General features: G+C 54.6%; 14 protein-coding genes and 1 tRNA gene. 6 read left to right on the top strand and 9 right to left on the bottom strand.

From position 1 onward, the window contains the following. Positions 1-287, top strand: a 287-nt coding sequence (locus ACWB12_RS08910; protein ID WP_479529721.1) for a hypothetical protein, incomplete at its 5' end; no start/stop codon positions are given. On the opposite strand, the gene ACWB12_RS08905 is transcribed toward ACWB12_RS08910, so the two are convergent. The 3 genes from ACWB12_RS08905 to ACWB12_RS08895 all read right to left on the bottom strand — a co-directional run bounded on the left by ACWB12_RS08905 (position 277) and on the right by ACWB12_RS08895 (position 2041). Beyond that, positions 277-561 carry an NfeD family protein gene (locus ACWB12_RS08905; protein ID WP_479529720.1) on the bottom strand — a complete coding sequence of 95 codons (285 nt, stop codon included), beginning with the start codon at positions 559-561 and terminating at the stop codon, positions 277-279. The two genes, ACWB12_RS08910 and ACWB12_RS08905, sit on opposite strands and share 11 nt — an antisense overlap. Next, a complete protein-coding gene (locus ACWB12_RS08900; protein WP_479529723.1) occupies positions 561-1454 on the bottom strand; it encodes an SPFH domain-containing protein in 894 nt (297 codons plus the stop codon). Before ACWB12_RS08900 ends, ACWB12_RS08905 begins: the two co-directional genes overlap by 1 nt. A gap of 98 nt (positions 1455-1552) precedes the next feature. Next, a complete protein-coding gene (locus ACWB12_RS08895; RefSeq protein WP_479529719.1) occupies positions 1553-2041 on the bottom strand; it encodes an NUDIX hydrolase in 489 nt (162 codons plus the stop codon). A gap of 29 nt (positions 2042-2070) precedes the next feature. Here ACWB12_RS08895 and ACWB12_RS08890 point away from each other — a divergent pair, with 29 nt between their 5' ends. From ACWB12_RS08890 to ACWB12_RS08880, 3 genes are all read left to right on the top strand, one after another. Continuing rightward, positions 2071-3327 carry a DNA polymerase IV gene (locus tag ACWB12_RS08890; protein WP_479529718.1) on the top strand — a complete coding sequence of 419 codons (1257 nt, stop codon included), beginning with the start codon at positions 2071-2073 and terminating at the stop codon, positions 3325-3327. Between the two features lie 100 nt (positions 3328-3427). Beyond that, positions 3428-3793, top strand: coding sequence for a CZB domain-containing protein (locus ACWB12_RS08885; RefSeq protein ID WP_479529717.1), 366 nt, complete (start codon positions 3428-3430; stop codon positions 3791-3793). A gap of 42 nt (positions 3794-3835) precedes the next feature. Then, on the top strand, positions 3836-4213 hold the full coding sequence (locus ACWB12_RS08880) for a CZB domain-containing protein (protein WP_479529716.1): 378 nt from the start codon (positions 3836-3838) through the stop codon (positions 4211-4213). Positions 4214-4226: 13 nt separating this feature from the next. Here the strand turns inward: ACWB12_RS08880 and ACWB12_RS08875 are convergent, their stop codons facing one another. Next, positions 4227-5087, bottom strand: coding sequence for an N-formylglutamate amidohydrolase (locus tag ACWB12_RS08875; protein WP_479529715.1), 861 nt, complete (start codon positions 5085-5087; stop codon positions 4227-4229). Positions 5088-5236: 149 nt separating this feature from the next. Here ACWB12_RS08875 and ACWB12_RS08870 point away from each other — a divergent pair. Together ACWB12_RS08870 and ykgO are read left to right on the top strand one after the other, a co-directional pair. Continuing rightward, positions 5237-5311, top strand: a tRNA-Val gene (locus tag ACWB12_RS08870). Between the two features lie 68 nt (positions 5312-5379). Beyond that, complete coding sequence (gene ykgO / locus ACWB12_RS08865) at positions 5380-5505, top strand: type B 50S ribosomal protein L36 (protein WP_479529714.1); 126 nt, start codon at positions 5380-5382, stop codon at positions 5503-5505. A 73-nt stretch (positions 5506-5578) separates the two neighbouring features. Here ykgO and ACWB12_RS08860 read toward each other — a convergent pair whose 3' ends face one another. The 5 genes from ACWB12_RS08860 to ACWB12_RS08840 all read right to left on the bottom strand — a co-directional run. Continuing rightward, on the bottom strand, positions 5579-7219 hold the full coding sequence (locus ACWB12_RS08860) for a peptidoglycan-binding protein (RefSeq protein ID WP_479529713.1): 1641 nt from the start codon (positions 7217-7219) through the stop codon (positions 5579-5581). Between the two features lie 27 nt (positions 7220-7246). Beyond that, positions 7247-8458 (bottom strand): phenylacetate--CoA ligase family protein, encoded by a 1212-nt coding sequence (locus ACWB12_RS08855; protein WP_479529722.1) that lies wholly within the window; start codon positions 8456-8458, stop codon positions 7247-7249. Next, the gene (locus ACWB12_RS08850) at positions 8458-9282 is read right to left on the bottom strand and encodes an ABC transporter ATP-binding protein (RefSeq protein WP_479529712.1); all 825 of its coding nucleotides are present in this window, start codon (positions 9280-9282) and stop codon (positions 8458-8460) included. Before ACWB12_RS08850 ends, ACWB12_RS08855 begins: the two co-directional genes overlap by 1 nt. A 63-nt stretch (positions 9283-9345) precedes the next feature. After that, the gene (locus ACWB12_RS08845; RefSeq protein ID WP_479529711.1) at positions 9346-10632 is read right to left on the bottom strand and encodes an ABC transporter substrate-binding protein; all 1287 of its coding nucleotides are present in this window, start codon (positions 10630-10632) and stop codon (positions 9346-9348) included. A 91-nt stretch (positions 10633-10723) separates the two neighbouring features. Then, a partial coding sequence (locus ACWB12_RS08840; protein WP_479529710.1) for a branched-chain amino acid ABC transporter permease occupies positions 10724-11686 on the bottom strand: 963 nt, incomplete at its 5' end.

Here is an 11686-nt window from a genome sequence, read left to right as displayed (position 1 = left end):
TCTTCCTGTTCACCAAAGGGGATCGCACTCCAGAGGGCAAAATCATCTGGACATACCGCAACATCAACTTTGTCGCCTGTGGCCTCGTGATCATTCTGGCCATCGCAGCACTGACAATCTACTTCGTGCAGCCCGCAAAACAGGCCGCGCGGGATCAATACAATTACCTGTTCTGGTGGGAAACGCTGGGCGTGCTGGCCTTTGCCATCTCATGGCTGGCAAAGGGCAAAACCCTGACCGGAATTAACAGGATGTGGGGCCGACTGACGACAAAGGTCAGTCGTTGATATCTTCTTCCTTGCTCCAGGTTTTCACCTCGCCCATGCGCAGACCGAACACGCGGCGCATCACCAGCCACGCCACCAAAGACACCGCCGCGAAAAACGCCAGCGTATAGGGCAGCGAGGTGACAAAAAACGCAGCCGCCCCGCCGATATACAACAACCCGCCAGTGATGAACGCACCAATGGCAAAGCCCAGTAAAATATGTGTCGGGGCCAGAACCTCAAGAATGGCCAGCAACAACGCACCGGCCATCCAGGCCCACCATGTGGTCCACATTATGGTTTTCCTTTCAGCATTTTGAACGCATCGCCAAAGGCATCAACAATATTGCTCGGCAGCATAATGGTTTGCTTGCCCGAGCCTTTGCCAATCTCGGCCATCGCCTCGACCTGCTTTAGTGCCACCTGATACTGCGCGGATTCAATGCCATGCTCCTTGATCGCCTTCGCGACCACTTCGGTTGCATAAGCCTCGGCATCGGCAGAAATCCGGCGCGCTTTGGCTTTTTGCTCGGCGGCGTAAAGTTCGGCATCCGCATTCAACTCGACCGACCTCTTGGTGCCCTCGGCATCGGTGACTTGGGCACGACGGGCGCGTTCGGCATTCAACTGCTGCAACATCGCCTCGCGGGTGGCCTGATCCAGATTCACATCCAGAATTTCGGCGCGGGTCACTTCGATGCCCCAGTCATCCACGGCTTTGGCAATTTGTTCCTGAATTTTGGCAATCAACTGTTGACGGTTTGACTGCACTTCGTCCAGCTCCATTTCACCGATACCAGACCGCACAATCCCCGCCACAGTGGTGGAAATCGCGGCATCCACATCGCGGATCCGGTAAACGGTTTTTTCAGGTTCCAGAATGCGGTAAAACACGCTGGTTTCGACGGTCACCAGAACGTTGTCGGCTGTAATGGCATCCTGCGAATGGGTCGGCAACTGGCGCTCCAACACCGAAACCTTGTGGCGCACACGGTCCAGAAACGGCACAATCACGTTAATGCCAGGCCCAAGAACTGAACGCAGCTTGCCAAACCGCTCAACCACATATTTTTCCGATTGCGGCACAATGCGAATAGCCTTGAAGATCGCAATGATAATCAGCGCTGCCAAAATCAGCAGCACAATATTACCGCCTAATAATTCAGCAATAATTTGTTCAATATCCAATGGTCCGCCCTTTCTATTCATTCTCACAATCCTTTTTCGTCATAGCCCCAATATGGGCATGAATTGGGCAAATGAAAAGGCATTCCGACTTTCCCGAACTAATCATCGGCAATGCTTTCCTTTCCCCGCTCCAAATACCCCAGAAACCCTCGCAACCCGTCCTGCAAATGCGTGATCGCTTTTGCGTGGGATAGATAAGTTTCGATCGACATCATCTCCCATTTCTGCCCCTCATCTCCGAACCTGATCTGTGCCGGATCAAACCCCTGCACCACGACCCCGAAAAACCAGATGCGGGCCTGCCCTTGCAAAACCCCCTCCCGATGGGCACCATAAACCAGATCATCCTCAGACAGGCGCAGCCCGAATTCTTCCCACAACTCCCGCAGCACGCAATCTTTCGGTGTCTCGCTTCCCTCACGCCCGCCCCCCGGGAAATCCCACATGTCAGGGAACGGGATGTCGGGTTTGTCATCTCGCAGCAACGTCAGCACATGGCCACCGCTTATCAACGCCAGTTTTGCCCCGTGAAAATCCATGCCGATATTACCCATACCAAACCCATACGTTTTCCATATACTATCCATACACAGTTTCTCCAAACCGGAACCCACCCATGCCCGCCCTGTGCCGTGATTGCCTGACCCCGTTTGACACCGGCCCCCGCTGCCCGAATTGCTGCAGCCCGCGGGTGATGGAGCACCCCGAACTGTTCACCCTGACCATCGCCCATATGGACTGTGACGCCTTCTATGCCTCGGTCGAAAAACGCGATAATCCCGAAATCCGCGACAAGCCGGTAATCATCGGCTCGCGTCACCCCCGCTCCGTGGTGTCGACCGCCTGTTACATCGCCCGAATCAAAGGTGTGCGCTCGGCCATGCCGATGTTTCAGGCGTTAAAATTGTGCCCTGATGCGGTAGTGGTCCCCGGCCGGATGAGCGTTTATGCCCAAGCCTCGCGCGATATTCGCAAGCTGATGGACGAGTTGACGCCATCCATCGAACCTCTATCACTGGACGAGGCATTTCTGGATATGTCCGGCACCGAAAAACTGCACCACGCGCCGCCTGCGGTGATGCTGGCGCGGCTGGTGAACCGGATGGAAGACGAGCTGGGCCTGTCCGGATCCATCGGCCTTTCACACAACAAATTCCTTGCCAAAGTCGCCTCTGATCTGGACAAGCCGCGCGGGTTTTCGGTGATCGGCAAAGCCGAGACAGACGCGTTCCTGCGGGACAAACCGGTGCGGATGATCTGGGGTGTCGGCAAGGCGATGCAGGTGTCACTGGACAGCGCTGGTATCCGCACCTTTTCCGACCTTTTACGCTGGGATCGCAAGGACTTGGGCGCACGTTTCGGCGCGATGGGGGATCGGCTTTGGCACCTTGCCCGTGGTCAGGATGTGCGCCGCGTGTCCACCAACGCGCCGGTCAAAAGCATCTCGAAGGAAACGACATTTTCAACCGATACGTCCGATATGACCGTGCTGGATGGTCATATCTTTCGTCTGTCCGAACAGGTGTCGACAAGGGCCAAATCCAAGGGCCAAGCTGGGCGCATCGTGACCCTGAAACTGAAGCGCGCCAACCACACCCAGCTTAGTCGACGCGTCAGCCTGTATGACCCAACCCAGATGGCGGATCGCATCTATCGCACCGCGCGGGATTTGATGGCAAATGTCGGAGATGAAGGCCCATACCGCCTGATCGGTGTCGGTATCAGCGAGCTGTCCGATGCCGACACCGCCGACCTTTCTGTCGACCTGCTGGATCAGGATGCCGCCAAGCGTGCCGCTGCCGAACGGGCCACCGACAAAATTCGTGAGAAATTCGGACATGATGCAATTAAAAAAGGCCGTGCTCTGCGATGAAATACCTAGGATTTATTTCAACCTGCCCAATATTCACGCCGTATTAATTTCGGTTTGTCATTGTCGATCCTGATAAAACTAAGACGAACATGGAATTTCAATGGATCAACTCGCAAAGAACATCAAAGAAGCAATCGGCTCTCATGGGGCATGGAAACTTAAACTAAAAACAGCAATTACAATAGGTTACAGCGACCTGACTGTTACTGATGTCAGCTGCGATCAGAATTGCAACTTTGGCAAATGGCTTCGCAGCCCCGATTTTGATGCTGAAACCCGTATGGGTGTACCTTACCGCGTCATCAATCGATTGCATGCTGAATTCCATAAATGCGCGGGCTCTGTTCTGGATCTTGCCACGTCCGGGCATGGGACCGAAGCAACGACACTGCTTAACGGGGATTTTACCCAGAAATCAGAAAAGCTGGTGCGCGGATTACAGAAATGGAAACGCGAAGCCATCTGATCAATACCTGACCTAAAACAGCCATTAGAATGGAAACACGCAATGTCGAATGAAAATCTAATAAACCAGATCAACAATGCAATCGGCGCACATGGCAGTTGGAAAATCAAGCTGCGCACTGCCGTTAACAAGGGCAAAAGCGACCACAGTGTCGAGGAAGTACGCTGTGATGACAAATGTGCCTTTGGCAAATGGTTGCATGGCACTGACATTGACGGCGCAACCCGCGCCGGTGCCCCCTATAACGTGATCAAAAGGCTGCATGCCGAATTCCATATCTGCGCGGCGGATGTCCTGAAAATGGCAACGACAGGCAATACCCCTGGCGCAACGGCACTCCTGGATGGCGACTTTTCTGCAAGGTCTGAAAAACTGGTGCGGGGCTTACGCAAATGGAAGGGCGAAGCAGCCGCCAGCTAATCCGGCGCGGTCACTACTCGGCAGCCAATGGCAGTTTTGTAGCACTAATCTGGGTTATTTCTTTTGCGATTGTGTTGATCAACTTCTGAAAGCTCTGGAAATTCCCGTTCGGCCGGATCATCTGCTCGTTCATATAAAGTGACCGGTCAATTTCAATCTGGATCGCATGTTGGCTTCGTGACGGCCGACCATAATGCTGGGCAATATAGGCCCCGGCAAACGGCGTATTTCGCACAACTTTCAACCCCGCACTGACAAACGCTGCCTCGATCCGCTCCACAATATCACTGTTGGCAGCCGCCCCGAACCTGTCACCCAACACAACCTCGGCCTTTGGGATTCCTACCCTCGTGATGGTATTGATTGCCTCATGTGGCATTGAATGGCAGTCTATCAAAATCGCCTCGCCAAACATCTGGTGACTTTGTTCAATCAACCGTTCAAGCACCGTATGATAGGGCCGCCAATGGGTCGCCAGCCGTGTCTCGACATCCATCCTTGAAATCTTGCCGCGATATATTTGGCGGCCATTCGACACAACCCGCGGAATCACCCCCAGCCCAGACGCCACACGCGGGTTATGCGCCGTTTTCCGCACCCCATCAATTAACGCCGGATCCAATTCGTCTGCATTGCGGTTCAGATCAACAAAAGCGCGGGGCGTTTTGGCAACCAGCAGCGGCGCCCCGAATGATGGCACATCGGCATACAACAGATCAACAAACGCATCCTCGCTTGACCGTATCGCCATTTCATCCAGCACTGTTTTGCGCAAAAACGCCCACGAATAACTGCGCCCGCTATGAGGCGAGGCAAAAATCACACTTGTGGTGCGATCATCGGGCATCTTTAGCTGATATGGTCGCTTTAGCATTCCCTCTCCTGTCACATCATCTATAGCCTATTTATCACAAGTATCAAAAGCCCTTGATCACTGCCCCGACTCCTTTTATAGACCAGCAGACCGACGTGGTTCTGCCGCGCACCTCATCTTTTGGGGCGCCAGGATTAATTAGGCCATATGGGCGCTTAGCTCTGCGGAAGAGAACTTCGTTGACATCGAAGGGGTCACTGGTTCGATCCCAGTAGTGCCCACCATATGCCCCATACTTCGGGGACGAATTTGAAACAGAGGCGCCGCTGCGCCGCGATACGAGGAGAAGGTTATGAAAGTTCGCAATTCCCTGCGCTCACTCAAAGGCCGCCATCGCGATTGCCGCATTGTGCGTCGCAAAGGCCGTGTTTACGTGATCAACAAAACGAACCCACGGTTCAAAGCCCGTCAGGGTTAAAACCAACAATACCAAATTGGAAAAGGCCGCCGAGCATTGCTCAGGCGGCCTTTTCTTTGGCAAGCCTTTACGCTCACCGCGCCGCCAACAACCTTACAATCGTTTGCTGTGTCACATACCCAGTCACCGGAATTTGTCGCGCCCGTTGGAATTTACGCACCGCGCGCCGTGTTTTGTCATCAAACTTCCCGTCCACACGCCCCGGCTTTAACCCCAGCGCCTGCAATTTCTGTTCCACCAACAAACGTGCGATCCCGTTCCCCGCAACCCGTGCTTCATCCGCACGCGCACGGCGGATCAATTCCTCATCCCTTGATGGCCCCTCCAATTGCGCCAACTGCTCTTTTGCAACACGTGCAAATGCACCGCGCGGGTATTTCTGCAAATATTGCCGATATGCCCCCGCCGATCCCACAGATTGCACATCATCCCAGTATTCCCGCTCGACAGCCGCTGCTTCCGCACGGCGTTCCCCGTCAAACTGCTCAACCCGCGTCTGCGCGATCTCGGAATACAGCCCGTCCGGATAGCGTTTCAGATAAGCTCGCAAGCTGGCCTCGGTGCCATCGCGTCCCGTTTGGCGCCAATATGTTGCATCCTGCCGGTCCTGTTCTTCCTGACGCAGGCGCGCCTCTTCCTCCAACTCTTGGGACCGGACATCAGCAGCGCTCTGCAATGCAGAAATCTGGTTGCCCGTCAGATAGCCATACCCGTCAATCCCGCGCGATTGTTGCCATGCACCGATTGCGGCACGCGATCCGCGCCCGAACAGGCCGTCAATCCCGCGCGGGTTAAACCCCAATATCGACAGATTGCGCTGGATTTGGCGGCGTTGCGCGCGCTTTAGTTTCAGCCGCTCCTCGTCCGCCTGCGCTTGAATTTCTGGCTGGGCTTGCAGCTCCGACATGGCATCCCTCGCGGGGCGAATATACTTACCTTGAGGGTAGCGATCCACATAGCTCTGGATCGCCTCAACTGTGCCAATTGCCTGCACAGCCTTCCAATAAGCAAAGTCGTCATCACGCACCACGTCAACGCCCACAGGTGCTGTTTCCGACAAAAACGGCATTGTGTTTGATATAAACCCTGTCACCACAGTGTGGTTAGGCACCTGTTCAGCCGCTTTGCCTATGCTCTGACCCGGGACCAGCACCGATTGCTCTAAAAACTGCACCACTTCACGGGTAGGGCCGCGCACCAATGTCACCCCTTGCCCGACAGTCAGCTTTTCAGCATTGGGCGTCATCCAGTCGCTTAGGTAAATACTATCGTCATTTTCAGCGACGAACATCAGCGCCGCACCAGGCTTTTGCGACAGCACATCCATCAACGCCCCCAGTGACAGTTCGGCACCCCCAACAGTGAACACATTCGGCTGATCCGCATCAACGCCCAACAGCCAACTGTCCCGTGCACTTGACGCGATCTGGCCACTTACCACAACAACAACGCGCTCCGCATCCCTTGCGGCCGCGTAGAATTCACCGACTATGACCTTCTGCTCGCTTTTGGTCAGGTTTTCACCATAAATCACCTGAAATCCGGCCACCGCAAGTGCATCCCTAGCCCCGTCAACGCGCCCTGCATCCAGCGTTCTAGGCTGGTTGCGGTAGTTGCTATTGCCGATCACCAGCGCGACGTCTTTGGCGAGTGCCGGCAGCGCCGTTACAATCAAAGCACCGACAAGCGCCACCAGTTTCAATTTCAACATCATGGCGCATTCCTTTGCTATTGGACCAGATCAATCGTAACTTCGTTGATCCTCGATCACTAAACCATCATTTGGCAAGCTGCCTTTTTTCATCAGCGTAATCTTGCTCTTTAATTTTAGCGTGTCGGTCAATGATATCAAATAACGCTCCGCATCTGTTGCATCCGTTTCGATCTGAACAGTCATCACATCCATCTCGCCATCACGGCTGGCAATGACGCGGGCGCGGCTGACCTCGTCATGTTTCGCAACGAAATCCGCGACCTGTTCGGGGCGGATAAACATGCCTTTGATCTTGGTTGTTTGGTCGGCACGGCCCATCCAGCCTTTGATGCGCATATTGGTCCGCCCGCATGGGCTTTCCCCTTGCATCACAGCACTTAGATCGCCGGTGGCAAACCGGATCAGCGGGTAATCAGGGTTCAGCGTGGTCACCACGACCTCGCCAACTTCGCCCATCGCAACAGGGATGCCAGTACCTGGTGTAACGATTTCGACAATCACACCTTCGTCAACAATCATGCCCTCTTGGGCCTCGCTTTCATAAGCAATATTGCCCAAATCAGCGGTGGCATAATTCTGCAAACACAGGACCCCGCGGTCGGCGTATTCTTGTCGCAACGAGGGGAAGAGCGCCCCGCCGCCAACTGCCGCCCGCGAGATGTTGAGCGAAAGCCCTATCGCCTCCGCCTTGTCCAAAATCACCTTCAGGTAATCAGGCGTGCCTGCATAGGCCGTCACCCCGACATCATGCGCTGCACGCGCCTGCAATTCGGTCTGCCCTGTGCCCGCAGGTAAAACTGTTGCACCCACAGCCCGCGCACCTGATTCAAAGATCATGCCAGCAGGGGTCAGATGGTAGCCAAAACAGTTTTGAACAATATCACCTTTACCGATCCCGCACGCGTGCAGGAACCGCCCGATGCGCCACCAGTCATGGGTAATTCCGCCAGGCTCGTAAATTGGACCGGGGGATTGGAATATATGCGCCACATTCGAAACACCAAAACCACCGAACGGCGGGTTTTCAGCCTGCCATTTGCTTAGGTCGGATTTGCGCAGCACCGGATAGGTGGCCAGATCATCCAGAGCCTTCAGCTCCGGCCCCTCCAGCCGACAGGCGCCTTTTACTGCACGCGCCCGCAGAATTTGTTCCTGCAAATCGGCCAATTGCTCGGCAGCCCGCTGATCGGCAGAGCGGGTTTCCAGCTCGTCAAAATACTGCATCCCTTCGCCCCGCATCAGCTCAACCACCTCTTGCGACGCCGATAGCTGCGCACATCACGGAATGATTTACGCCCCTCATCCGAAATCCCCAGATAGAATTCCTTCACATCAGGGTTTTCGCGCAGGTCTGCCGCAGGGCCATCCATCACCACACGGCCGGATTCCAGAATGTATCCGTAATGCGCGTATTTCAGCGCCATATTGGTGTTCTGCTCGGCCAGCAGAAACGACACGCCTTCTTCCTCGTTAATCTTTTTCACAATCTCGAAAATCTGTTCCACCAGCTGCGGGGCCAGTCCCATTGACGGCTCGTCCAGCAGCACGGTTTCAGGGCGGCTCATTAACGCGCGGCCAATAGCAACCATCTGTTGCTCGCCACCCGATGTATATCCCGCCTGTGATTTACGTCGCTCACGCAGGCGCGGGAAATAGTCGTAGACCATTTCAAGGTCAGCGCTCACAGCCCCCTTGCCATCACACCGTGTATAGGCACCAGTCATCAGGTTTTCCTCGACGGTCAGGTGCTCAAAACAGTGACGCCCCTCCATCACCTGAATAACGCCTTGCTTGACCATATCTGACGGATTCATCCCCTCAATGCTTTTGCCACGATACGAAATTGAACCTTTGGTTACCTCGCCGCGTTCAGACCCTAGCAGGTTTGAAACTGCTTTCAGAGTGGTGGTTTTCCCCGCCCCGTTGCCGCCCATCAGCGCGGTAATACCGCCCTTTGGGACCGAGAGGCTAACGCCTTTCAGCACAAGGATCACATGGTTGTAGATCACCTCGATGTTGTTGACCTCTAACAGGGTCTCTTGTGTCTGTGTGGCGTCAAGCATTTTACATGTCCTGAATAGTCAATAATTTGCCCGGGCCGCAATATCGCGGCCCGGGCAGTTGGATTAGTTACAATCACGCGGTGTGATGTTGTTCTCAGTGGCATAGGCATACGAATCTTCTTCGATCAGCGCACCGATAACGTCACCATCCGATGGGCCGAAATCTGTGATTAGGCTCCATTTTTTAGCAGCGGCATCCCACTGGGCAACTGCCCCAGTGCCAGGACCACCATGGTTGGCACAGGACACTTTGAACGATGGGCCAAAGTTGGGCATACCCAATTCTGTCATCCGCTCTTCGGTGATTTCCAGCGCTTCCATGCCGTCGCGCATATCTGATGCTGTGATCTGGGCGTTGCCAGTCATCTCTTGCGCTTTGCGTGTCGCCTCGGCTGCAAGCATCGCTGCATACATGCCGCGGTTATAGAGCGCTGTGCCGATCTGGTCGCCAGCACCGGCTGCCTTGCCAGTATCCACAACATATTTCTGGATGTCGGCAAAGACTGGGAAATCATTCCCTACATTGTGGAACGTCAGCGCCTTGTAGCCGTTAGCCGCCATACCTGCTGGCAGAACGTCATGTTCCGCGCCGGACCACCAGATACCGATAAAGTTTTCCATCGGGAACTTGATGTTTGCGGCTTCCTGAATAGCAACCTGGTTCATCACGCCCCAGCCCCACATCAGAACATAGTCGGGTTTTTCGCGGCGGATTTGCAGCCATTGCGATTTTTGCTCTTGGCCAGGGTGGTCAACAGCCAGCAGGCTCAATTCAAACCCGTGCTTTTTGGCCAGTTCTTCCAAGGTGCGGATAGGCTCTTTGCCGTAGGCCGAATTGTGATACACTAGCGCAACTTTTTTGCCTTTGATATCATCACCATTAATCGACAGCAGATAGTTCACTGCGATTGACGCGCCATTCCAGTAGTTGGCAGGGTAGTTAAACACGTTGCTGAACACTTTACCGTTCGCTGCAGATGTACGACCATACCCCATCGTGTGCATCGGAATGCCATCGGCTGTCACTTTCGGGATCAGCTGATAGGTGATGCCGGTCGACAGTGGTTGATAGACCAATGCGCCGCTGTCTTTGGTGGACTCATAACATTCCACACCTTTTTCGGTGGAATAGCCGGTTTCACATTCAGGCACGGACGTCATAACGCCACCGATGCCGCCGTCACGCTCGTTCAGCAGCGTGAAATAATCGGCATAGCCATCCGCAAACGGGATACCACCCGCCGCATATGGACCCGTGCGATATGATAGCGACGGATAGACCAGTTCGGCCATCACTGGTGCAGCGGCCATTACCGCGGCCACAGCCATTGTTGCTAGTTTAAGTTTCATTAGTAGTTCTCCTCCGTTGATATTGTAGTCTCGATAATCCCAAGCCGGGGTTTTCCCGATCTGTTATGTTCGGCCATACCCTATGCGGGCCCTAATGCGGAAATGGCCAAAGCCTTAGTTTCTCCTTGGTGACGCGCCATAGTTGCGCCAACCCGTGTGGCTCCAAAATCAGGAAGGCCACGATCAGCCCGCCAACGATGACAAACTGGACATGTGTCGCTACGTCCGTGGGCCAACCCGTGCCGCCAACCAGCACGTTTTTTAATAGCACCGGTAGCAGCACCATGAATGCAGCCCCCGCAAATGATCCAAAGATTGATCCAAGCCCGCCGATGATCACCATGAACAACACCAGAAATGATTTACCGATGCCAAAGGCTTCGCCAACTTCGGCAGCGCCCAGATAGACGGTGAACAGCAACGCACCCGCGATGCCGATGAAAAATGATGACACGCCAAAGGCGGTCAGTTTTGCTTTCAACGGGTTCACTCCGATGATTTCAGCCGCAATATCCATATCGCGAATCGCCATCCAGCTGCGGCCCAGATTTCCGCGCGTCAGGTTACGAGCCAGCCACGCGGCACCCACTACAAAGATCAGGCAGACCATATATTGCGCCCATGCGTCCACGTTCGGGCCGGTGACGTTGATGCCAAAAACCGTGCGTTCCGGCGCGCTGATCTGGCCAGAAGCGGAATAGTTGTAGAACCACGGCACGCGGTTGAACAACCACACCAAAAAGAACTGCGCGGCGAGCGTGGCCACGGCCAGATAGAAGCCTTTGATCCGCAAGGATGGCAGTCCAAACAGCATCCCCACCGCCGCAGTGATCACGCCGGCAATCAGAATGTGGATGATGATAGAAACATCGGGGAAAGACGTCATCAGCTTATAAGATGCAAACGCCCCCACCGCCATAAACCCGCCGGTGCCAAGGCTCAGCTGTCCGCAATATCCGATCAGAATGTTCAGGCCCAGCGTGGCGATCACATAGATCAGGAACGGCACCAGAACCGCATTGGCCCAGTAATCGTTGATAAAGAACGGCACCAC

The sequence above is a fragment of the Profundibacter sp. genome (assembly GCF_056498605.1).
This window is presented reverse-complemented; position numbering and strand designations above follow the sequence as displayed.

Excerpts from the sequence above, each read along its gene's own strand:
- ACWB12_RS08905 (WP_479529720.1), bottom strand. The coding sequence starts at position 561 with ATGTGGACCACATGGTGGGCCTGGATGGCCGGTGCGTTGTTGCTGGCC.
- ACWB12_RS08895 (WP_479529719.1), bottom strand. The coding sequence starts at position 2,041 with ATGGATAGTATATGGAAAACGTATGGGTTTGGTATGGGTAATATCGGC.
- ACWB12_RS08890 (WP_479529718.1), top strand. The coding sequence starts at position 2,071 with ATGCCCGCCCTGTGCCGTGATTGCCTGACCCCGTTTGACACCGGCCCC.
- ACWB12_RS08885 (WP_479529717.1), top strand. The coding sequence starts at position 3,428 with ATGGATCAACTCGCAAAGAACATCAAAGAAGCAATCGGCTCTCATGGG.
- ACWB12_RS08880 (WP_479529716.1), top strand. The coding sequence starts at position 3,836 with ATGTCGAATGAAAATCTAATAAACCAGATCAACAATGCAATCGGCGCA.
- ACWB12_RS08875 (WP_479529715.1), bottom strand. The coding sequence starts at position 5,087 with ATGCTAAAGCGACCATATCAGCTAAAGATGCCCGATGATCGCACCACA.
- ykgO (WP_479529714.1), top strand. The coding sequence starts at position 5,380 with ATGAAAGTTCGCAATTCCCTGCGCTCACTCAAAGGCCGCCATCGCGAT.
- ACWB12_RS08860 (WP_479529713.1), bottom strand. The coding sequence starts at position 7,219 with ATGATGTTGAAATTGAAACTGGTGGCGCTTGTCGGTGCTTTGATTGTA.
- ACWB12_RS08855 (WP_479529722.1), bottom strand. The coding sequence starts at position 8,458 with ATGCGGGGCGAAGGGATGCAGTATTTTGACGAGCTGGAAACCCGCTCT.
- ACWB12_RS08850 (WP_479529712.1), bottom strand. The coding sequence starts at position 9,282 with ATGCTTGACGCCACACAGACACAAGAGACCCTGTTAGAGGTCAACAAC.
- ACWB12_RS08845 (WP_479529711.1), bottom strand. The coding sequence starts at position 10,632 with ATGAAACTTAAACTAGCAACAATGGCTGTGGCCGCGGTAATGGCCGCT.